The sequence below is a fragment of the Bacillus sp. RHFS10 genome (assembly GCF_016757475.1).
GTDB lineage: Bacteria > Bacillota > Bacilli > Bacillales > Bacillaceae > Bacillus > Bacillus subtilis_G.
Map to the genome: position 1 here is coordinate 89,561 of NZ_JAESPO010000002.1, position 22,723 is coordinate 112,283.

Here is a 22,723-nt window from a genome sequence, read left to right on the forward strand (position 1 = left end):
TATATTGGGAAGAGAACATTTACAAAAACGCAAGAAACCATCGGAGGATTTGAACATGAAACAAACGTATTATTCCTGTGAAGAACACATCGAAACCGTGTTGGATATGTACATAGACGACCACGAGCTGCCGCCCGAAATCAGAAAAATCGAACATACTAACAGTTTATCCACAGCCTGTGAATTATGTGGAGACCCCGCAGTATATATAGTGGGGAACGAATGATCTTACACAAAATACAGAAAAGATATCCACAATTGTGGGCAACATATATGAATAACTTGTTCTTAAAGTGGGGATGACCTGTGAATATTAATATTGTGACCATCGGAAAACTAAAAGAAAAATACCTCAAGCAAGGCATTGAAGAATACACAAAACGACTTTCGGCCTACGCAAAAATCGACATCATCGAACTCCCGGACGAAAAAGCGCCGGAAAACCTAAGTGACCAGGACATGAAAATCATAAAAGACAAAGAAGGCGACCGCATCCTATCCAAAATCAGCCCCGACGCCCACGTCATCGCCCTCGCCATCGAAGGAAAAATGAAAACATCCGAAGAATTAGCCGATACAATAGATAAGCTGGCTACATATGGAAAAAGCAAAGTCACCTTCGTCATCGGGGGGTCACTCGGATTGAGCGACGCCGTGATGAAACGAGCGGATGAAAAGCTGTCGTTCTCGAAAATGACGTTTCCTCATCAGTTAATGCGGTTGATTTTGGTGGAGCAGATTTATCGGGCTTTTCGGATTAATCGTGGTGAACCGTACCATAAGTAAATGAGGTTTTTAGTTAAACTAGAATGGAAGAAGATAGAAATGAAAGGAATGTATACATGAAAGAGCTCCAAAGATTTACTCAAGACTACCAAAAAAAATTGAATTATCATATTAAAGATGACTCGTATAATCGAAGTAAAGAGTCATTACTTATGAATCAAATGTTACTTACAACTGAAGTATCAGAAATATCTGAGCTAATAAGAGACCTTTTTGCACTTACAGAAAAAAAAATACAAGAAGGTTACGAGTCAAAGGAAGCTTTTCAAATTGCTAAAGAGCATATATCAAATGACTTAGGTAAAGAAATATCGGACTGTCTAGCATATCTCATAAAGTTAAGTAACTTTTTTGAAAGAGATATGGAAAAAGATTTCTACGATAAAATGGAAGAAGTAAGGTTAAGATTCCAAGTGGAATAATCCTTCATTAAAGTAAAAGAAGAGAAATGAGTACATAGCTCATTTCTCTTCAATCTAGGTTAGTTACTAAAGTATTCTTTTAAGAATGAGATAAGCTTTTCAAAATGTTCAGGGTTTGCAGTTGAAGCGAAGTGGCAGGTATCAAAAATTGTACTAGTCACTTTGTATCTTTTAACAAATCCCGCACCATCAATAATATAGACCAATTTGTGGTTAGCCTCATCAATACTTTGATATAACCCATTGACGGCTTGTTTTGCCTTTCTTTCAATAACTGAATTTGTAGTTTCTTGGAAGGCAGTTTCAATGACAACCCATTTCCAATCTGTTTGTATTTGACTTTCAGTTCTCTTTACAAGAACCAGGTCAAACTGTTGCTCTCCTAGATATCTGTTTCCGGGAGCTATTTCAACTCCGAAATCAGTCAGAGACTCAACTATTTTGTGTTTGAGGTTGTTTTGAAGACCATTACCATATGAAACAGCTCTCAATTGCTTTATTTGTGAACTGTTTTCAATGGAACGACTTAGATAAAATTCAGCTAATGCTTCAATATTTCCAACGAGGGTGGCTAAACGGAACCCTTTAAAGGTCAGGAATCTGCTGAACTCATTTGACTCGTGAGCGTACAACATCAAGTTAATAACGTCTTCAAAGAAACCGTCATCCGACACCGCCAGTTTATAAATGTTGTCATTCGAAAGAGCCTTTCTGAAGTTGGGACCGAATTTTTTAAATTGATATTGACCAAAAGGACCATTCAACTGAGTAACATTTTTGTGGTGACAATATAATGCGACCCTATCAAGTATTTCAGCAGAAACATCGAGTAAAATCATCAGGTTTTTAAGAATGAGGGAACGAGGAACCAGGTTCTCTTGCTCATCTCGCAGCACTTTTAAAACTGATACCAGTTGATGTGGTTGGTGGTTTTCTAAGGTGTCTTGAATTAGAGGAGAGATTTTTAGCATCTCTTCTGCTAAAGTATGCTCTTGTTGTTCTCCAATCAATTCAGATGACCAAAACCAGCTTGCTTCTTCTAAAAATGTTTCAAAATTGCGTTCTTGATTTAATTCAGTCATTTTCGTTTTCCCCCTTAAATAAACTTGTAACATCAATCTGCAATAAATAGCAGACCTTAAGCAAAGTGTCTAGCCGTGGATTGCCCTCTGAATTTATAAGAGAGTAAAGAGCCTTTTTTGAAAGAGGCGTCCAGCTAGAGTCTTGAGAAGTATGATACATCCAGCTTTGTTGAAGGTGTAAATCATGCAGTGAATTAAATCCTCTTTGTTGGATTGCTTCACTGATGGCTTTTCTTAACAACCTTAGATGCTTTTTATAGTAATCGTCATAAGAATTCATACTTCGCAATCCCCACTTACTTGTAAAATTTGTTATATCTATATCTTACCATAGTCAAAAGGGATTTTTAATACCAACTAGTCTCTTATAGGAAACTTGTTGGTAACAAACATTGTCATTTTCATTAAAATAAAAATCATGTATATTTATTATTGGGGTATCTTCTAGGAGGTTTAATTATTAACATGAAACATTTAGCAGAGCTTACAGAGAATTTCGTTCAAGAAAATATTTCAGTTCACAATAAAGAAGAATTAAAAGATAAAATGGCATTAATAGAACAAAATGGAGCTGTTGTATTCAATTTGTCTTCCGTAAGTAAAAGGCCGGATTTAATTTACAATAACTTAAAAGATGCAATAAAAGAAATGCCTAATAAGTCAATAATGTGCTTAATAGGAAGCAATGAAAAGATTGCTACTCTTGCCCATCTGTTGTCTGAAGGAATAGGGTTGAATTATCAATATTGGATAACGCTTAGAACGGAACTGAGGGAAGAAGGAAAAATTTTATCTTCTGAAACTATGTCTGTTTTGGTGATTTCAAAAGCCAAAAAAATTAAAATAACACGTGTACTTTTACCATACACATATTGTCCAGAATGCGGCAAAACCACAAAAGATTATGGTGGAAAAAAACATACATTCCATGATTTTGGAACGACCATGAGTGACGTTTGGAAAGATGTATTTTTTAATCCATTAGAATCACTTGATAGTGAAGAAAATAAAGTCATTGTGGAAAGATTGGCTCTGATGCTATCTACGGAGGAAAGAACTGTATATGCTTTAGATTTTCCAAAAGAGTTCTTGTGGGAGAATGATACTGATAGTGTTGTGAAACTTCCTAGCTTGGTAGAAGTAGAACCGGAGCAAGATAATAACTTTAAACTTGATTCACAAATTATTCAAGGAGATTCATTAAAAACACTAAGAGCGATACCGGATAATACCATAGATTATATATTCGTAGACCCACCCTACAATTTAGAAAAGAAATACGGTTCTTATAGTGACGATATGGATATCCAGAATTATTTTAGATGGTGTGACGAATGGATACAAGAAAGTATAAGAGTATTGAAGGAAGGTAGTTATTTCTCAATTCTAAACATTCCTCAGTGGTCCATAAGACATTTTGCCTATTTGATGCAAATAGCTGAATTTGAATCATGGATTACTTGGGACTCTTTATCTAAACCTGCTGGAAAGATAATGCCTGCAAATTATACTATATTGACTTTCAGAAAAAGAGGTAGTAGTCATAAAAGGGCTGACGAAGTGAATTATCGTCCAAAATACATGAAACCTTTGGCTGACACATACTGTCTGAGAGCAGCATGTATTAAAAAAAGAGGAGATAATTTTCATAAACCATTAACTGATTTGTGGACAGATATTCATAGGCTAAAGCACAACAGTCTTAGGTATGACCACCCTTGCCAGTTACATCCTGAATTAATGAAAAGAATATTCGAAGTATATTCAAAGCCGGGAGATTTAATCTTGGATTTCTTTAATGGTGTGGGGACAAGCACTCTTGCGGCAGAGTTAATTGGAAGAAGGTATATTGGTATTGATTTAGATGAGAAGTATGCTTCGGTAGCTCAGGAACGCCATAGAATGATACTTGATGGGAGAGACCCATTTGGTAAAAACAATCTAAAAGCCGAAGAAAAGACCAAAAACAACACAGTAAAAAGAGTGACAGTGAGGAAAAAAGAACATCGTCATATTAGTAAAAAAGATGTGCAGATGAAAATTAAAGTATTAGCAGAGGAATTAGGGAAAAATCCGACAATAGAAGAAGCGCTGGTGAAATACCCAGATATACCTAAGGATTTTTATGAATTGTATTTTAGTTCTTGGTCCGAAGTTTTAGCAGCAGTAAGGGTAAAAGGTGTCAATGAAAATAAGCAGTTAGAAGAAAACTATAAAGGTAATGTAAGTAAAAAAAGAGACCTTCAACATGCTTGGAAATTATAAGAATTAATGTTTTCCTTATTGGTTTTTAGAAAGTGACAAACGAAACAATCCAAGGATTAAATATATATTATAACAGTGATAGAAAAGAGGATGTCCTTACGTTAAGTAGACGTGAGAACATCCTCTTTTTAATTTTCTGTTAGGAGTGATTTTGAGTGGAAAATATAACGGCAAAAAGAGTCAATATTGTATCAGTTAAATTAGTTAAAGAGTCTAGCATACTTTACAAGAAAAGAACCATACGGTCACCACAGGATGCGTATGAATTGCTAAAAGAATTCTTAGAAGATAAAGACCGGGAGCACTTCATTGTTGTAACCTTAGACACCAAGAACCAACCAGTATCTATAAATGTCTGCCATATTGGTAGCTTAAATGCCAGCATCGTAAGTCCTCGTGAAGTTATGAAATCAGCAATCTTGTCATCTGCAGCGAGCATCATGGTAGCTCATAATCACCCTTCTGGTGAAACCACTCCATCAAGAGAAGACATTGATGTTACAAAACGTCTTGCTGATGCAGGTAAGCTGATGGGTATTGAGCTGTTGGACCATCTCATTATTGGAGAGGGAAAGTATACATCCTTGAAAGAAAAAGGATATATATAAGGGGGAAGGTAAATGTGTTACTACAACGCCGAACATTTCGTTATCTTTATGTCTTTACAATTTGGAATCGATGTTGATGAGGAACAAGTTGGAGAGGAGTCAGTTCTTTTGTATAAAGATGAACTTGATGAAAAACTTGTGACAGGAGGACTTCTTACCATTACTCCGGAAATGGTAATGGTACATTCTTGTGTTTACAATAATGAAGAACATGAGTGGTTGGTTTGTGTAGCATCTAATGCTGATACGAACCAACCACTCTTTTTAGTTTGTCTGAAGAATGGCGAGAAAATTTATGAAGAAATATTACTGCAAGAAAAGGATAATGAGAAATGATATATACAGCGTATATTACTGAATTAGAAGAACGCTCATATCAGTGTGTAGCCTTCGATATGGAAGATTGGTCTTTTGTATATTTTACAGCCAAAGATAATGAGGAAGAAATCGAAATAAAGATTTGTCTTGAAAATGAAAATATCTATCAACGAAAAATCGGATTTGAAGATTGGTGGTATGTGGATTACTTAGCAGGAGATATTGATATAGAATGTAATAGTGTAAGATAAGGAGTACAAGATAAAAATCGGATTCTCATTTCCGGTTTTTTTTGAATGATTTTAATGAAAGGCGGATTTTAAGGTGTCTAAGAATACTTTTAACATAACAGACCTAACGAAAGAAGTTTATGGAGATGAAGATACTAACTCCAGTGTGTTTGAGTCCAATAGAAAAAGAGTTGGAAGTCATATAAATAAAGTCCGTAAAATGTTGGGGCATCCAACTAAGAGGTTTGAAGCTCCGATAGAGCAACTAGATGCCTATGTCAAGTTGATTAGAAATATGTTGGAAAATCCAAAAAATGAGGAAGCATTAGACCTGTTAAATAAAAAACTGGTTAAGGGAAAAACATTACAGCAAGAAACAGATGAAAAAGCTCTGACAACCTTAATTGAGATTTTGGCAGAGATTGAAAGCCAGAAGTTGACAGATGAAGACAACAAGTTATTTGGAGACTGGCTACAAGACCAAATGAGTGATGACTATTACTTGGAGAGCGAGAAAAATATTAATGAGGTAATGCGCATTGTAAAGAGTGATTTTTCTCTATTCGATGACCTGAACAGCCTAAAGTCAAAGCTAGAATTTCAGGAACAATACATGAATGACTTAAGGACATTAAGTGCTTTGTATAGACAGCAAGTAGAACAGCAATTACTATTCCAAGAATCCTTTCTTGAAGTAGTAAATTCTTATCCTCACTTAAATAAAAAGAAGATGTATACTACGGCAGATTTCCTTGAACTTCCTCCATCTATTCAACAAGAGATACAAGAGCTAATAGAACAAAAACAACAAAAACCTTCTGAACGTTAAATGGTTCAGAAGGTTTTTGTTATGTCAAGGAATTTTTTTTCGTACATTTCCTCTAAAATCTTTCCGTGATGATTCATTAATTGCCAAATACAATGAGAATCGTAAACAAAAACGACTACGGAGGTAAAGTTTATGATTAACAAAAAAAATAACTACCAAATTGCAGTATCATCTCTAACTGAAGCAAGGAGCGACCACTATGATGGTGTCAATGCAATCTATCGTCTAGCAGCTCAGGTTCCGATTCCAGAAGAGGTTTCCCCTGATGGAATGCACAGATATTTAGAACGATTATTAAAAGACCTTTCAGCTCAGAAAGTGCTGGCGAATCGAATCTACATTGATGAAAAATCTTTAAAGATTGATTTCTACCCTAAGGGTTTTCAGATGGTAATGACTAGAGGTCAATACGCTGGTTTGCAACTAGAGTTTGCTCAGTTTCTAGACCAGACCGGAATCCGAGGTATTGTAATTCAAGATGGTTGTTATATGGATGACCCTGAAGAATCAGTGAAATATGTTTCTAATGACTTAATAAACTTCTTCCCTGAGTTTAACTCAAAATGTTTTGGCGCAAGGAAAAACGAGCCCATTGAGATTATTAATTGGAGTTCATTTGGATTGTATGAGGGGGTGGCGTAATGGCATTGAAAAAGGTTAAGCGACCGGTGCTACACGAAAGTAAACCTAATACAAACAATGAGGAGTCAAGTGCTTCTCAAACCCATCCTATTCAAGCAAACGAGCGATTTGATGTAGGACAGGTAAAAGTAAGTAAAAATGAGAATGTTCGACTGGATAAAAAAGAAGCTCACAACTTTTTATCAAATCATCCAATCAGCAAACTAAGATTGCTAGAATCCTCGGAGACCCTTAGAGTTTTGGTACAGGAAATTGATGTTCCAGAAAAACAATCCTTATTAGTAACTGCTATTAGCATGGAGGCGGTTGGAGAAGAAGAATCTTTCTTCTCCGCTTTAATGGAGCATGCTCACGATATGCCCAAACACAAATCTTTAGAACGGTTCATGTCTGCTGAATTAATTGCTGACTCACTGGTTCCGGAAGCGTTGCTTTTAGAGCTGAGGCAAGTTCTGAGGGTTGGAAAAGCGGAAGAAAGAGGGTTTCTTTACGATGACAAAAAGAAACGATACCATTTCAACGCCAACGTTTTTGCAAGGCATTTTCTCAAGCGTTGCCATGTGCGTTCATCAAGAGACGGAAGGCTCTTTCTATACAACAAAATGGGTGCATATGAAGAGCTTTCTGAAGTGAATCTTGGAAAAATAATCAGGGCAGTGATGCATGAGGGTAGATGGGACAGTTGGAAAAGCCCATATGAAACTGAGATTATTCGAGCTCTCCAACGTGAAGCACCTATTGTTGAAGAGATGAACACAGAACGCAACTTCATCAACTTAAAGAATGGCATGTTAAACCTGTCTACGTTCAGGTTACATAAACATTCGCCAATGTACCTTTCTACAGTTCAAATCCCAATTCCTTATGATGCGAATGCAACAGCACCTAAGTTTGATGATTTCATGCGTGATATTACACTCAACAATCATGAACTAATCGCTGTACATCAAGAGTTGATTGGATACTGGCTGACTGGAGAAACCAAAGCAGAAAAAGCGGTCTATTACTATGGTAGTGGAGCGAATGGAAAAAGTGTCCTGGCTTCCATAGTAACTGAATTAGTTGGACCCCAAAACGTCAGCAGCGTACCTCTATCCAAGTTCAATGACCAATTCGGTATGGAAAGTATGATTGGTAAGTCGCTTAACATATCTGCCGAGAACGAAATGGGTGGAAAGGCACTTAAAACCGAAAACTTTAAGGCTATTGTTAGTGGAGATAACATCACTATTAACATTAAGTATCGTCCTGCGATTAGTTACCGCCCGTACTGCCGTTTGGTGTTTCTAGTCAACAACCTTCCTGACTCATCAGACGTTACAGAAGGCTATTTTCGAAAACTTATTATCGTGCCTTTTTCAAGAACCTTTAAGAAAGAAGAACGAAACGTAGATTTGAAAGACGAACTGCTTAAGGAACTGCCTGGAATTCTTAATTGGGCGATATTAGGATTGAAGCGGTTGAGAAGCAATAACTATCAGTTCAGTGCCTGTAAAGCAATTGAAGAAACCGAACGTGCTTACTACGATGAGCAAAATCCAGTGAGAGAATTTTTTCATTCTCATGTGGTCCAAGAGGACGGCTCCCGGACTAAGCAGTCCGATTTTTACAATATGTATAGTCAATGGTTAAATGTTCAAGGAATTGACGACAAAGGAACAAAATCTCGCCAAGTATTTTGGCGCTATTTCAAAGTGATTTTAGACAGTGAAAATATCCCGATTGTTAAGAAGAAAGTCAAAGGAACTGTCTACTTTGACGGAATAAAGCTGATAGAATTGGAAGATTTCCAGTTCCCTACTCTAGCTGGCGATATTATTCAGTTCTAAGGGGGTGTAGGGGGTGTGTGAAAAAGCAAAAAACTGCTCAATACCAAATGCTAAAAACCCAATGAAAAGTTTTGTTTTAGCTAACCACCCCTCCCCCCTTCTAACAAGGAAATGAAATATATATTATTACATCGATGAGGAGAACTTGCCATGAACGAAAAAGAAAGTTCAAACTACGAATATCAAAATATGTTAGACATCTTGGCGGAAATGGTCACAGAGTACCTTACAAAACACCCCAAAGGAGGAGATTCCAATGATAAGTAGAGATGAAACAGCACAGCAGAACCAAGATAAGATAGTAATTTACACAAGAAATACATCGTGGACCCAACCAGAGGGGTACAGAATTCATCGAGACGTCCAGGTCTTAAAAGAAAAGTGTGAGCGGGTGGGATATCAAGTCAGTAGAGTCTACTGGGAACCAAGCTCGGAATCTCAAGGAAAAAGAAGAAATGTATTGAAGCGAATGTTGGAGGATGCTGCTGAAGGCTTGTTCGGGGTAGTTGTTGTTTGGGATGTATTTACGCTTACTCCTGATGGGAAAGAACTTCAACAAATAGAACGAGAGCTTGCAAAATATGGTGTGAAAATTTTTTCAGTAATGGAACCTTTCGACACTTCCACAGGAGAAGGATTGAGAGTGTTTGAATACATGTGCAAATTACTCAATACGAGACATTTAAGGTTAGCAGCCATGCAAGGGATTCCGCTGTCACTGGTAGCACGTTGGTTAATTGAAGATGAAAACAAGAAAGGGGGTGAACTTGATGCCGAACTATGCGAGACAGCTCGACGACCAGCTTGACCAATTCAGCCGTACTGGAGCACAGAAAAGAGCCGCTATCTATGCCCGAGTCTCCACATTAGAACAGGCAGAAGAAGGATACAGTATTGACGAACAGGTTCGAGTTTTGAGAGAAATGTGTGAACGTGAAGGGTACACAGTTCATAACGAATACGTGGACAGAGGGAAAAGCGGTAAGAATATCAAGGGACGACCTGCCTTACAACAATTACTACATGATGCCAAAAGTAAAGACTTTGATTTGGTGCTCGTTTGGAAGGTGAACCGCTTTTCTCGTAAGACAAAAGATTTGCTTAACATCGTCGAAGAACTTGAAAGTAAGAACATCGTTTTTCGTTCTTACACGGAGAACTACGAGACAGATACAATAGCTGGTAAAATGCAATTTCGAATGTTGGCAGTTATTGCTGAATTTGAAAGAGACAATATCGCTCAAAACGTAAAAATGGGTATGCTGGCTCGAGCAAAGGAAGGCTCTTGGAATGGAGGTCAGGTGCTTGGGTATGATGTTGTGAGTGTTTCAGGAGAAAACCGTAAGAGGAAACTATCTAAACTGGTTGTTAATTCGACAGAGGCTCAAACGGTTCGGAAGATATTTGACCTTTACGTAGAGGGAAATGGCTACAAATCCATCGCAAACAGACTCAACAAAGAAGGTCATCGCACAAAGAAGAACAAAGACTTTTCCATAAATGGTGTGAGAACGATTCTATGCAATCCCCTCTATGCAGGGTTCATACGCTACAATGTCCGTAGAGATTGGAATGAAAAAAGAAGAAACAATATCAACCCTAATCCTGTTATTGAAAAGGGGCAGCACGAAGCAATTATTACAGATGAAGTTTGGGAAAAAGCGAAAAGTATCATGGCGAGTAGAATTGGCAAGCCTAATCGAATACATGACGGCGAGTTTCCGCTCACAGGTATCATGAAGTGTCCTGCATGTGGGGCAGGAATGGTGATTGGGAGGACAACGAATACACTCAAAGATGGAACGAAAAAGGTTCTGGAGTATTATGTATGTGGAGCTTGGAAGAACAAAGGTTCAGCGGTTTGTCGCTCGAATGGAGTAAGAACGGATTATGCAGACCCTCATGTACTTGAAAGGCTATCAAACATAGCTACAAGTGACATGCTTATAGAGCAAATTGTTGAACGGATTAATAATAAGAAAGAACGAGATTCTTCTCCGCTTCAACACGAATATGAGACCTTGAAAAGGGCACTAGAATCCAATCAACAAAAGAAAGAGAAGGTCCTTGGTTTGTACGAAGATGATTTGATTCCAAAAGCAGACCTGGTGCAGCGGTTATCCAGTTTGAATGAAGAAAAGGAACGACTTGAAGAGAGACTATCTCCAATTGAACTGCAGATGGGGCAAGGTGGTACACAACTCATAAACTTTTCTATGGTCAAACAGGTCATGCAAAACTTCAAAAGTGCCTATCAAGAGTCATTGACCAGGGAGCAGAGGAAAAGGCTGATGCACCTGCTCATCCGTCAAATCACCATCAATGAGAACCGAAAGATTGATACGATACAAATACAACTCAATAAAGAAGTTGCAAAACACTTCACCTTTAAAGGGGGAGAGGATTCATCTATTACGGATGAGTTCTCTCCCCCTTTTTCTATTTTTATTAACCTATAAAAAGGAGCAAATTACCTATGAGCATTATTAATGTATTCAGGAATTACATGGAGGAGCATCACCCACATTTAGCTTGGAAGGACTGGAAAGCGGATGTTAGAACTCTTTCAGTGGATGACATAAATAACAAAGAGGTTAAGGCTACTATTCCAGATGAAAACAAACCAGAATTAACATGTTGGGTATTCTTCTACGATGGCGGTGCATCAAACATTGTGTATTTATTACAGGATAAGCATGGTTTGAAGGATATAGGAATTGGTCTGTTAAAAGATGGTGAACTTGTTAAGCCTATTACCTTCGTATGAAGAACTGGCAGTCTGAATGGTATAACAATCAATACGTTTACAACTCAGAGAGGTTTGCTCTATAAGAGTTTTCGTCTCTTTTTTCGTGTTTGATTTTCCGGTAAAGGAGGTGAGAGTATGACACCAATTGACCTATTCAAAGCAGGCGTGGCGTTTGGCGTATCTATTTACGTTTATTTGAAGAAGAACACTAGTTTTGAAAAATAAAGGGGGAAAAGTAATGCAATACTTTTTAATGGGAACGGTCGTTGGAATTGTAGCTTGTTTAGTATCAGAGCTTACACAGAATCCTTCAAGGAGTTATCGTTGATGAAAAGGATTCAATGTTTAAGAGACCTTAATAACCTTGCAGGTGATATACCAGATGAATTATTAAACTACTTACGCATTGAATTTTACAGTTTACATGAATATCTAAGTAATGGGGAAGGGGTTGAAGAATATAAATTACCTATGTATCAAGTCATGGTGGTTCTTGAAAATAAGAGGGAACTAGATATGTTATTCAAAAAAACATCAGAGATAGAGTTGGAATTTATTGATGAAGTACATTTAGTAAACATCTACATTAAAAGAATTGGAATACAAAGCTATCAAGATATCCAACTCCATTATGGATGGAGTCTGTAAATTCCAAAGCCTTCGTTTAAAGAAAATTGTGATAAAATAGTAAATATGATTCACTAAACTACTTTGAACGAGGTTATTGTATGGAAATTAACTTTAAGGTTTTACAAGAAATTTTCGTTAATTGCACAGGTAACTATTCAATTAATGGTTTGTCAGCATTTCTACTTTCAGATGAAGAGGAACCTTTTAAATTATATAAGCTGAATATGTCCACCCATGAAGACTTAAGAGCAATCATTTATATGAATCTAAAAAATGCTATGGATGCTCAATTATTTGAATACCAAAACAACACATCACCAGATGGTAATGAAAGTGTCTCATGTTTGAAGAAAGTTGAAGTACCGAACTTTCTAGACATTGAGCAACTCATTATTGAAGATAACTCCACTGGACTTACCAAGAAGGTTTTCGAGGAATCTTCAAGCTCTATGAAGGGGTACGTTATTGATGTAATTGTGACAGATAATAACACAGCAAAAGAATTTCATGTTCAAATATTTTCGACACTTTCAAAATCGAACTTCTATAAGCCGAAAAAAAGCTTATATAGTTTTGGAAATGAAGATGGTGACCTGCTTCAAAAAGTAGAAGTATCACACCTAGAGTTAAATGAAAAATGTTGTGCAATTTGTATTGATGATGAGATTTTTGTAACGCACAGTTTTTTCTTTGAACGCTTATTTAAATATGAAGAACATATTAACATGCATTCCGAGGCTATCTTAGGAAGTATTAGTGGGAGCGGCTTAATAGATAACTTCCTTGTTTTAGAATCTCATTGTAGCAGGAATAAGAACTTTAAGAGGAAGCTTTTTACGATAAGTTCTGCGAGTAAGTTTGACAATGTTACTTTTGATACATTTCAGAAAGTCAAGGAAGCAATAGATGAAGGTCTATTTTTCAGTTTAGATTCGCAAAAGAAAACAATTAGAATCGATGAAGAAAATAGTCATAAGTCAGTAGACCAAATAATACGGATTATTAATGATGAAGCAGCAGAAACATTAGTAAGTGAGACAAGGATATTTGCTAACCAAAGAATAAACATAGGTTAACTTATGGGGAGAGAGGATAATATCATGGGGGATAAAGTAGAATTTATGATTAATAGAGTATTTAGGTACATGCTTTTCTTAAGTTCTTACTTGCCTCTTTTTATTATCCTGTTCCTAATGAACATAAATAACCTTTTGCTATGTCTTTTCATTTGGCTGATTGTGACAGTCACTCTCTTGACTTTAAAGATGTATTTAGACAAACCGTTAAAGGCAACTCCTAATTTTCCAATCAAATTAGATAAGGTAAACAGTAAGGGTAGTGAAGCTTTAAATTATATAGTAACTTATATAATTCCTTTTATTTCATTTAACTCAAATATTACTAACAGCGACGGAGACTTTAATATCCCAACGATATTTGCATTTTTAGTGCTTTTTCTAGTAATAGGATATCTTTATATGCATAATAACCTTTACCATATCAATCCGATATTAAGTTTATTCTATGATATTAATATTGTAAAAGATGAAAATGGTGAAAATCTAATTGTAGTATCAGAAAAAGGAAAAGATGTCCCACTAAATTCTACCATATATACGAGGAATTTATCTCCTAGTGCTGTTATGTTTGTAGATGATTCCAAAAGCCGGCTATCATATAAAAAAGTTGTAATTTTTCTGGGAAGTTTCTGGGGATTCTTAGCTCTGTGGAATGAGAAAATGAATGGTTACTTACTTAAGATTATAGAATTTATCAACACAATTATAAATAATAATATTTAAATGCTCAACGGAGACTGCCATATCTGGTATTATCCCCTTTCATTAGTAAAATGGTTCAAAAATAAAGGAGGGTATTACGATAAATAAATCATTTAAGTTCAAAAACGAAGAAATAAAAAATTGTAATTGTGCTAATTTAGTGAAGGAGTTTATAAATGAAGAACTCAACGGTGAACTTTCGATTTTGGCTTCATTTGACTTCAAAAAACTGCAAGGTGATAAGAAATTTGGTAGCCAAGGTTTCTGGTTTGATTGCGATGATACAAAATTAGCGAGAGCAATATATTGTGTGCTTTGGAAGGAAAAGCTTGTTGTTAATTGTGTATCAGAACTAATAAAAGATAAAAAATATCGTGGAGATACCTTGAATTCGTTCAATACTGTATTTGGTAGAAATGAAGCTAAAGTAGAAAAGATATTGACTAATATTAAGGACCCTTCTGAGAAAAATAGGTTTAGAGCTAAAGTGAAGGGTTTTAATAAAAGCTATCACACAATAGGAAATTTTGTAATTTTGCCAAATAACAAGATTGAACATATAAGGCTAACAGTCCCAGAAAAAGGAAAGTATGTTGAAAAACTAGATTCAGCTACAATTAATATATATCGAGGTAATCCGTCTTCTAAACTTCATGATTATTTTGACCAGTTTCTTAATGTTTTACAAAAATGGTACTATAAATCAGATGAAATTTCTGATGATTGGAAAAAATTATTAGATGGAAACAAAGAGCTTTTTCCCACAAATTTTGATGACTTTAGAGACATTCTCTTTCTGAATTCATATTTTGATGCTGATGGAAAACATTGTAGAGAACTCACTAAGGGGTATCCGAGTGCTCTAGGTCGCCCAACACTCGAGAAGGCAGAAAACTATATAAGAGAGACAACTCAAATAATTAATCAGCGTGCAGAAGTAATGATTGAAAACATAGAAAAGAGGTTGAAATAATTTTTTGAAAACAAGACCTAAAAACCTCATTTAGATGCACCACGGAGAGCCTTATCATAAGTAAAGAAAATTAAATATTACTTGAAAGGAGGCTAAACAATGAAAGTACTTAATACAATACTTGTTAATGAGTTGAATAAATATATTATTCAATTTTTTGAAAAAGAGTGGATTAATAAAAAGAATTCAGTTTTTATATATCCTAATATTGAAATCTTTTTAGAGCTGATAATAAGTTGTGTATATAATTTAGAAAAAAATTTAGAATACAAAAAAAATCTTAGTAAAAGGTCGAGTGTTTTAATAATATCTAGAAATCAAAAACTAATTGAAAAAATTAAAGAAGTAAATGTAAAAACTTCTGATGTTTTTGTGCAATGTAATAGGTATCACAAAGTTTTAAATGAAAATGGATTTTTTTGTGACATGAATGATAAAACTTATTCAATGGTTTATTGGAGGACTTATTTATCTAGATATTTTAACAATAAAATTCCAGGATCAATACCATTGTACTATATTATGCCAGTAGCAAGGGGGCGGAAAAATTTCAAACCCATCTCCCGAGGAGAACGTAATACATTGGGGAGAGTGGATAATATTCAACCGCCAACTTTTACATTTTCAGATACTATAAAGACCTTAGAAACAAAGGAGTTACAAGAATTTGATTATATTTTTGTCGATGGAAATAGTATTAAAGGTAATATAGATGTTTTAGTGAAGAGAAATACACCATATTTTATTTATTTAGATAACCCTTTAGATATAAGGACACCATATTTACTCAAAAAAGAAAATAAAAACTATATATTTGATAATTTTGAGTTGAAAAAATTTGTAGATATTGAAAAAAAAGTTAACCTACCTAGCTCTGATATTAATGAAATCAGTTTTAAGTATATTGAATCTCAATTTGAAGACGCTTTAGAGGAAGCATTCGAATTATTACAGAAGTTACAAAGGGATAATTTTAATAGTAGTGATTTAAAGATTATAAGAAGTTTACTATACAACTCAATTAGAATGACAATTGAAGGTGTAGAATATGATTTTATTGCTACCTTTGATCCTCAATATAATAGTATTAAAAATTTGATTAAAGAATTAAAAGATAGTGATTTTAGATATGAGAATTTAGACTTTGAAAGAATTATTAAATTAATAGAAGATATTTTTAATAAGTATCAATTGGATACGGTTTCTCCTAAATATGAAACTTTAGAGTTGATAATAAATAAAGCAATAAAAAATAAAGAAATCATTTTAATTGTAGCGTCTGGGAAAATTGACAGCTTGGGATTAAAAGAGAAGATTTCTTTAAATTTAAAAGTAGATATTTCCGATCTGGAAAGTAAAGGTATATATATAAAAAGCTATCATGATGTAAAAGATATTCAAAGTGGAAATTTCGATGCAGTAATTTTAACATCAGCTATCAGAGTGAGTGATTTGGATCCTATTTTGAGGAACTTAGGTAAAAAAATGATTGTACTATTGTATCAGCTCGAAATAAGAGAATTAAAATTTAAATTTAATATGTTGTCTGACATTGATAACGAATTCCCTCTTTCAGATTTTAAAAGAAATAATGAAACAATATATCAAATACTCTATAAAAAAATTAAACGTATAGATATTGATAGACATAAGGAGTTAAATATTAAAATAGATAATATTTTAGATTCAATCAACAGAATTAAATTAGACCTATCCGATCGTTTAAGTAAGCCATATGTATTCGAAAATGCTGTCAAAGCCAAATTAGTAACTTTCACTGATGACTCTAAAATGTTTATACGACCTGGAAATGCAGTGAGGTATCTTATAAAAAGTAAAAAAGATATTAGGAAGGATCATTTAAAAAATTTAAAGGGAAATGAAGAAATATTAATTATTAATAATGATATTAAAGAAGATTTATATACAATCTTTATTGATAATGTAACTGAAAAAAATTTGTCAAAACTCCACTATAAAAATGTTCGGGAATGGAGAAATTTATATGAAGATAAATTCTTTTTTCTTAAATTAGATGATAATAAACTTTATAAGAAAATGATTGCACTGGGTTGGGATAAATCTACAAAAAATGTTTTAAGAAACTGGCGATCAGGATATTCTTACGGCCCAAGAGATTTAGAAGATATTAAGATTTTAGGTAAAGCGTTAGATATAAATGTTTTTATTGATGATGCTGAGCACTATTATAAGTCAATGGAACATATAAGGATTGAGAGAAGAACCGCAGCAAGGTTGCTTAATAAAATCATTTATTTATCAAAAAGAAGTATTGATACAAGCGATAGTGTTTTTCTTGAAAAATATAATTTGTCTTTGGAAGAAGTTCAAGAAGCGATTAAAATTAAAAAAGTGGCTTCAATATCAGATGAAACTTATAAAGTCAAGACTTCTGAGATTGGCTGCATTTTCTAAAAATGAGGTGGAGAAATGGATAGACATAAGTATTCAGAAGTACGTGATATCTTTGTTAAAGAATTAAAGAGAGATTTAATTGGCCCAGAATATAATGATGCAGATGTTTTAACAGAAGATCCTTCACAAGCTTATTTAACCGGAATGTTATGTCCTGTGGATTCAGAAGTCGAAGAAATAGAAGAATTAGATGAGCCCCATTCAGAACTAATAATTCGATCTACTATTGAGAATGAGAATATAGAAACTGATGAAGAAACAAAAAACGAAAAAGTTGGAAATGATAAAACGAAGAGGAGACAAAATTCACTAGGTTTAAAAATGTATACCGATAAAGAATTGAAAAAATTAAAAGCGATAATTCGATGGGGAGAATACAAAAAAGATAAAAGGTTTGATGAAAAGTCTAATAAAGAAATTCCAATATGGGTTAGAAAAGTAATTAATCATACTATTACAATTCCTTTAGATGAGGATTCTTATAAAATAAATCTTCCCAAGAAGGGCATGTTGGAAAATATTCAGTTACTGTTAAAAAAAGTAAGTATTGAAGGCACTACCAATAATCTTTTATCAATTTTTTTGGTGAATAAAAACATTGATAAAACGAAAAAAAAATCAATTTACCAAGTAAGTATGGAAATATCCGGTGTTGATAATACAGCTATCTTTATACCAGAAAACCTTGCGAGGAAAGATAAGTCTGATTTTCAAGAATATTTATATAGAAACAAACCAATTTTTGCAAAAGGTTTCGGGTGTGCTGCAGAATGGTTTAATTTCAACTCTAGAAATGCCAGTGTTATAAAAACATCTTTTATACCTACCCATGAAGTTGAAGGAATGAGTACGGAACTTCCTTATGATTCGAAATACGGAAATCTGCCAGACGATTATTTTTCAATTAGAAAGATGGCAATAGAGCAAAATCCATGTACTTTACTAGATAAATTGAATAATTTGGCAGATCGATATAACAACTGGATTAATGATTTAAGATTTGATTCTGTAGAAGATCAAAAATCTGCGAGTATTGTTATGGATAAGTGTGAAGATTCCCTCAGGCGCATTAGAGATGGTATTGCTATACTTCGTAATAATTCTAAAGCCTATAAAGCTTTTATTTTTATGAATGAAGTTATGCATACTCAAATAAGTATGAAGAATTACTCAAAAAATAATCAGATAACAACGTTAGAGGCTGAACTTGCGAAGGAGAATTTTAGCTGGAGACCTTTCCAATTAGCATTTATCCTCCAAAATATTAGAGGAATAATAGATCCATCTTCTAAAGATAGGGAGTTAGTAGATTTATTGTGGTTTCCAACTGGTGGGGGTAAGACTGAAGCATATTTAGGTATCATAGCATTTTTACTGGGGTACCGTCGTCTTACTAGAGATGAGGTAAGTTCCTACAATAAAGATGGTGGCGTAACTATCATTTTACGTTATACACTAAGGCTTTTAACTACACAACAAAGAGATCGTCTTACGAGATTAATTTCAGCAGCAGAATATCTACGTGTTCAAGATCAACAATCATTTGGTGAAAGTGAGTTTTCAATAGGATTTTGGGTTGGTGGACAAGTTACTGCAAATAAGCTAGAAGATTTACAAGAAACAAGATATAGACAGGCATGGCAAGTCAAAAAGGAATATGAAAAAATAGAAAAACAAGTTATCGAATGCCCTTGTTGTGGTTCAAAAGATCTTAAGTTTGGATACTTACCAAACAACGATGTAAACACTAAAAAAACTGGAATTGAAATTTATTGTGAAAACATTAAATGTTATTATCATAAAAATCATATACCGGTTTATCTAGTAGACGAAGAAATTTATCGTAAAGCACCATCAATAATAATATCTACGGTGGATAAATTAGCAAGGTTACCTTGGGATGAAAAAACGGCTAATATTTTTGGAAGGGTAGACCGTTATTGTGAAAAATGTGGATATATTGCAAATGGTGAAAGCCATAAGACTCGACATAATAATCCATCATCAAAAGTTTACAAAGTTAAAAAATTCTATCCACCAGAATTAATTATTCAAGATGAACTTCATTTAATTACTGGACCATTAGGAACAATATATGGACTTTATGAAATGGCTGTAGAAAATTTATGTACTGCTAAAATAAATGAAAAATTATACCCTCCAAAATATATTGCTGCCACGGCTACAATAAAAAATGCAGGAGAACAGGTAAAGAAAGTTTTTGGACGTTTATCTTCAAGTCAATTTCCTCCTTCGGGTTTAAGTATCGAAAACTCTTTTTTTGGTAGAGAACAAAAACTTGAAGATTTTCCTTTCCGTTTATACACAGGTGTTTGTGTTAGCGGTCAATCAGTGAAAACTGTAGTTTTGAGAGTATTTGCAGTTCTACTTCAAGTATCTGAAACCATTATCCAAGACCCCAAATATGCAAAATATTTAGATCATATCGACCCGTATCGTACATTAATTGGATACTTTAATAGTATTAGGGAACTGGGTGGAGCTGTTCGACTATTAGATGATGACGTTCGAAAACGAATTCAAAGATTGAAGAAAATTTATGGGTTTCCTAAAGAGAGATACATTGATAATGTGGAAGAATTAACATCACGAATTCCATCGTATAGAATCCCACAAATTCTTGAATTACTAGATAAATCAACAGGGAATAATGAACTTGATGTTGCGCTGGCAACCAATATGATATCGGTTGGAATGGATGTTGATCGCCTTGGTTTGATGGTTGTAAACGGACAGCCAAAACAAACCTCAGAATACATTCAAGCATCTAGTCGTGTAGGGCGTAGTAAACCTGGTCTTGTAGTTACAATATACAATCCTTATCGCCCCCGAGATTTATCACACTATGAAAATTTTAAAGGATATCATAGTAGATTATATAACTATGTAGAAGGTACGACGGCAACGCCATTTGCTGCACGTGCAAGAGATAGAGCACTACATGCTTCATTAGTAGCAATATTGAGACTTAAAAATAGAGATTTAGCCAATAACAAAGATGCTATTAATATTCGTTCTATAAATTTAACTGAGTTAAAAGGAATTATCAAAAAAAGAGTGTCTATTTCAGATAATAAAAACTTAACAGATACATTAAATGATTTAAATATTTTTTTAGATCATTGGCAAAACTTAAGCGTTACAGAACCGAGTCTACAGTATTATTTCTACCCTTCTCCTGAGAACCTTAAAAAGAATGAAGTTAGATTATTATCAAGATTTAATGATCGGACTCCTAAAATAAACATTGAAAGAGACACTTTAGATGCTATGAGACAAATTGAGGCATCATCTAAGATTTATATACAAGAAGGGTGGTATAAAATTGAAAAATGAAGTTGGTGAAGTACGTCCAGGTCAATTAATAACAACATATGGCCCGGGTGCAATAATGGATTCTATTAACGACTCATTAGTAATTCTAGATATTAATTATTGGGGAGATAACCTAGAAGAAATTTATGATAATCGTTTGTCTGATTTTTTAAGAAAAGATTTATTTAAGAAAATACCTACCAATGGAAAGAAAGATTTACCTTCTATTCCTTTTCCTAACTATCATGTTTGTTCAAATTTAAAATGTAGAAGATTATTTGACATAAGAGAAAACTTTGATATGAAATCATATTTAGAGAAGGGACCATTGTGTCCTAGGTGTGGCAAAAAAGCTTATCCTTCAAGATTTGTAGTTTCTTGCAATAATATCAAAGAACAACATTTAGATGATTTTCCATGGCAGTGGTGGGCACATAAAAATTCGGAAATTGAAGATTGTGATGGAGAGTTACAATTAACAAGTAAGGGGAGTGATTCCAGTTTAAAGTCTTTGATAGTTAAATGTTTGAAATGTGGTAGTGTTAATAATATGAGTCAAGCAACACGTGAAAAATCGTTCACTGATTTAAAATGTACAGGGAATCACCCTCATAAAATGAATACTAAAGATAAAGAACCATGCGAAGCAAACGTAATTCCATTACAACGAGGCGCTTCAAATGTTTATTTTCCAGTCCTGAGAAGTGCAATTTCCATTCCCGTCTCAGAAGAAAAGGTTGAAGAGTGTTATGAGTTTTTTATAAGGGTATCAAAGGAGCTAGAAATTGCTGAAAGTCATGGTGGAGAAAGTGGATTAAAATTTGCATATTCAATGAAAGAAGAGGCTCAGAGTATATTTGATACTTTTGAAGAGTTCTTAGCAGATTGGAGTAAATTTAAGATTGAGAAATCAAAAGCTGCTAGAGATTCAGAGGAGATTAATAAATATGAACAAATTAAAGAAATAGAGTATGATGCATTAGTTGGTTTCACCGGTTCGATTCAACAAGGAAAAGATTTTAAAGCTGAAGAAGAAAGAGTTCCTTCTGATCTAACAAAATATATTAAACGAATTGTAAAAGCTCAACGATTGAAGGAAATACTGGTATTACTTGGGTTCACTAGAAATGATATTCCAGAACCAGATGTAAAAGAACCGAGAAGTATTGTTTGGCTAGGGGATACAAATACAAATTGGCTTCCAGCCGTTGAAATTTTCGGCGAAGGAATTTTTGTCGAATTTAATCGTGTATCATTAATAAATTGGGCTCAATCCAATAAAGAAGTTTTTTCACGTTCCGAAAATTATAAAAAGATGTATAAAGCCTATTTAGATGAGAAGGGTTGGAAACACCAAAGTGAGAAAGATGTTATTTTTGTATTAATGCATACGCTGTCTCATTTATTGATGAAAGAAATGTCTTTACAATGTGGGTACTCTTCATCTGCTCTAAAAGAGCGAATTTATTATAATGAGAAAATGTCAGGAATTCTTATCTATACAGGCAGCTCAGATCAAGAGGGGTCACTAGGAGGACTTGTTGAAATGGGGGAAATAAATAATTTTAGAAAATTGTTATTAACCTCTTTAGAAGAAGCAAAATTCTGTTCTAATGATCCTAAGTGTTCAATGCAAGAGCCAGAACAAGGTAATTATATTAACGGAGCTTCATGTTTTGCTTGTACAATGCTACCAGAGACTGCTTGTGAAACAGGGAATATGCTATTAGACCGGTCACTACTTGTTAATACAATGGAGAGTAATATTACCCCATTTTTTGAAGGGCTGATTTAAAAGTGCAGACAA

Annotated in this window: 22 protein-coding genes; 20 read left to right on the top strand and 2 right to left on the bottom strand. The window is 34.3% G+C overall.

Features of this window, described 5'->3' with window-relative positions; all coding sequences use genetic code 11:
* Positions 1–55: 55 nt before the first annotated feature.
* From JMN17_RS07160 to JMN17_RS07170, 3 genes are all read left to right on the top strand, one after another.
* Positions 56–226, top strand: coding sequence for a CxxH/CxxC protein (locus JMN17_RS07160; RefSeq protein WP_003236479.1), 171 nt, complete (start codon positions 56–58; stop codon positions 224–226).
* Positions 227–306: 80 nt separating this feature from the next.
* The gene (rlmH, locus tag JMN17_RS07165) at positions 307–786 is read left to right on the top strand and encodes a 23S rRNA (pseudouridine(1915)-N(3))-methyltransferase RlmH (protein WP_003226975.1); all 480 of its coding nucleotides are present in this window, start codon (positions 307–309) and stop codon (positions 784–786) included.
* A gap of 56 nt (positions 787–842) precedes the next feature.
* The gene (locus JMN17_RS07170) at positions 843–1,208 is read left to right on the top strand and encodes a hypothetical protein (protein WP_202327774.1); all 366 of its coding nucleotides are present in this window, start codon (positions 843–845) and stop codon (positions 1,206–1,208) included.
* A gap of 59 nt (positions 1,209–1,267) precedes the next feature.
* On the opposite strand, the gene JMN17_RS07175 is transcribed toward JMN17_RS07170, so the two are convergent.
* Positions 1,268–2,290 carry a hypothetical protein gene (locus tag JMN17_RS07175; RefSeq protein WP_202327775.1) on the bottom strand — a complete coding sequence of 341 codons (1,023 nt, stop codon included), beginning with the start codon at positions 2,288–2,290 and terminating at the stop codon, positions 1,268–1,270.
* A complete protein-coding gene (locus tag JMN17_RS07180; RefSeq protein WP_202327776.1) occupies positions 2,283–2,570 on the bottom strand; it encodes a hypothetical protein in 288 nt (95 codons plus the stop codon). Before JMN17_RS07180 ends, JMN17_RS07175 begins: the two co-directional genes overlap by 8 nt.
* Positions 2,571–2,755: 185 nt before the next feature.
* Here JMN17_RS07180 and JMN17_RS07185 point away from each other — a divergent pair, with 185 nt between their 5' ends.
* The 17 genes from JMN17_RS07185 (at position 2,756) to drmB (ending at position 22,711) form a co-directional block, all read left to right on the top strand.
* Positions 2,756–4,555, top strand: coding sequence for a DNA-methyltransferase (locus JMN17_RS07185; protein WP_202327777.1), 1,800 nt, complete (start codon positions 2,756–2,758; stop codon positions 4,553–4,555).
* A gap of 155 nt (positions 4,556–4,710) precedes the next feature.
* Positions 4,711–5,163 (top strand): JAB domain-containing protein, encoded by a 453-nt coding sequence (locus JMN17_RS07190; protein WP_202327778.1) that lies wholly within the window; start codon positions 4,711–4,713, stop codon positions 5,161–5,163.
* Positions 5,164–5,175: 12 nt separating this feature from the next.
* Positions 5,176–5,499, top strand: coding sequence for a hypothetical protein (locus JMN17_RS07195; RefSeq protein WP_202327779.1), 324 nt, complete (start codon positions 5,176–5,178; stop codon positions 5,497–5,499).
* A complete protein-coding gene (locus JMN17_RS07200) occupies positions 5,496–5,732 on the top strand; it encodes a hypothetical protein (RefSeq protein WP_202327780.1) in 237 nt (78 codons plus the stop codon). The genes JMN17_RS07195 and JMN17_RS07200 overlap by 4 nt, the downstream gene beginning before the upstream one ends.
* Before the next feature lie 73 nt (positions 5,733–5,805).
* Positions 5,806–6,540 carry a hypothetical protein gene (locus tag JMN17_RS07205; RefSeq protein ID WP_202327781.1) on the top strand — a complete coding sequence of 245 codons (735 nt, stop codon included), beginning with the start codon at positions 5,806–5,808 and terminating at the stop codon, positions 6,538–6,540.
* 132 nt (positions 6,541–6,672) lie between these two features.
* Positions 6,673–7,182 (top strand): hypothetical protein, encoded by a 510-nt coding sequence (locus JMN17_RS07210; protein ID WP_202327782.1) that lies wholly within the window; start codon positions 6,673–6,675, stop codon positions 7,180–7,182.
* Positions 7,182–9,011, top strand: a complete 1,830-nt coding sequence (locus JMN17_RS07215) for a DNA primase family protein (protein WP_202327783.1) — start codon at positions 7,182–7,184, stop codon at positions 9,009–9,011. The genes JMN17_RS07210 and JMN17_RS07215 overlap by 1 nt, the downstream gene beginning before the upstream one ends.
* 256 nt (positions 9,012–9,267) lie before the next feature.
* Positions 9,268–9,819, top strand: coding sequence for a recombinase family protein (locus tag JMN17_RS07220; RefSeq protein ID WP_202327784.1), 552 nt, complete (start codon positions 9,268–9,270; stop codon positions 9,817–9,819).
* Positions 9,782–11,470: a recombinase family protein gene (locus tag JMN17_RS07225; protein ID WP_202327785.1), complete on the top strand. Its 1,689-nt coding sequence runs from the start codon at positions 9,782–9,784 to the stop codon at positions 11,468–11,470. Before JMN17_RS07220 ends, JMN17_RS07225 begins: the two co-directional genes overlap by 38 nt.
* 17 nt (positions 11,471–11,487) lie before the next feature.
* Positions 11,488–11,778 carry a hypothetical protein gene (locus JMN17_RS07230; protein WP_202327786.1) on the top strand — a complete coding sequence of 97 codons (291 nt, stop codon included), beginning with the start codon at positions 11,488–11,490 and terminating at the stop codon, positions 11,776–11,778.
* A 309-nt stretch (positions 11,779–12,087) separates the two neighbouring features.
* Positions 12,088–12,408 (top strand): hypothetical protein, encoded by a 321-nt coding sequence (locus JMN17_RS07235; RefSeq protein ID WP_202327787.1) that lies wholly within the window; start codon positions 12,088–12,090, stop codon positions 12,406–12,408.
* An 80-nt stretch (positions 12,409–12,488) separates the two neighbouring features.
* Positions 12,489–13,466 (top strand): Kiwa anti-phage protein KwaB-like domain-containing protein, encoded by a 978-nt coding sequence (locus JMN17_RS07240; RefSeq protein ID WP_202327788.1) that lies wholly within the window; start codon positions 12,489–12,491, stop codon positions 13,464–13,466.
* A gap of 24 nt (positions 13,467–13,490) precedes the next feature.
* Entirely contained in the window at positions 13,491–14,192 is a 702-nt protein-coding gene (locus JMN17_RS07245) for a hypothetical protein (RefSeq protein ID WP_202327789.1), read from the top strand.
* Between the two features lie 139 nt (positions 14,193–14,331).
* Positions 14,332–15,144 carry a hypothetical protein gene (locus JMN17_RS07250; RefSeq protein WP_202327790.1) on the top strand — a complete coding sequence of 271 codons (813 nt, stop codon included), beginning with the start codon at positions 14,332–14,334 and terminating at the stop codon, positions 15,142–15,144.
* 99 nt (positions 15,145–15,243) lie between these two features.
* The gene (drmE, locus tag JMN17_RS07255; protein ID WP_202327791.1) at positions 15,244–17,580 is read left to right on the top strand and encodes a DISARM system-associated protein DrmE; all 2,337 of its coding nucleotides are present in this window, start codon (positions 15,244–15,246) and stop codon (positions 17,578–17,580) included.
* 15 nt (positions 17,581–17,595) lie between these two features.
* Complete coding sequence (drmA, locus tag JMN17_RS07260; RefSeq protein WP_202327792.1) at positions 17,596–20,937, top strand: DISARM system helicase DrmA; 3,342 nt, start codon at positions 17,596–17,598, stop codon at positions 20,935–20,937.
* Complete coding sequence (drmB, locus tag JMN17_RS07265; RefSeq protein ID WP_202327793.1) at positions 20,927–22,711, top strand: DUF1998 domain-containing protein; 1,785 nt, start codon at positions 20,927–20,929, stop codon at positions 22,709–22,711. Before drmA ends, drmB begins: the two co-directional genes overlap by 11 nt.
* Positions 22,712–22,723 lie beyond the last annotated feature (12 nt).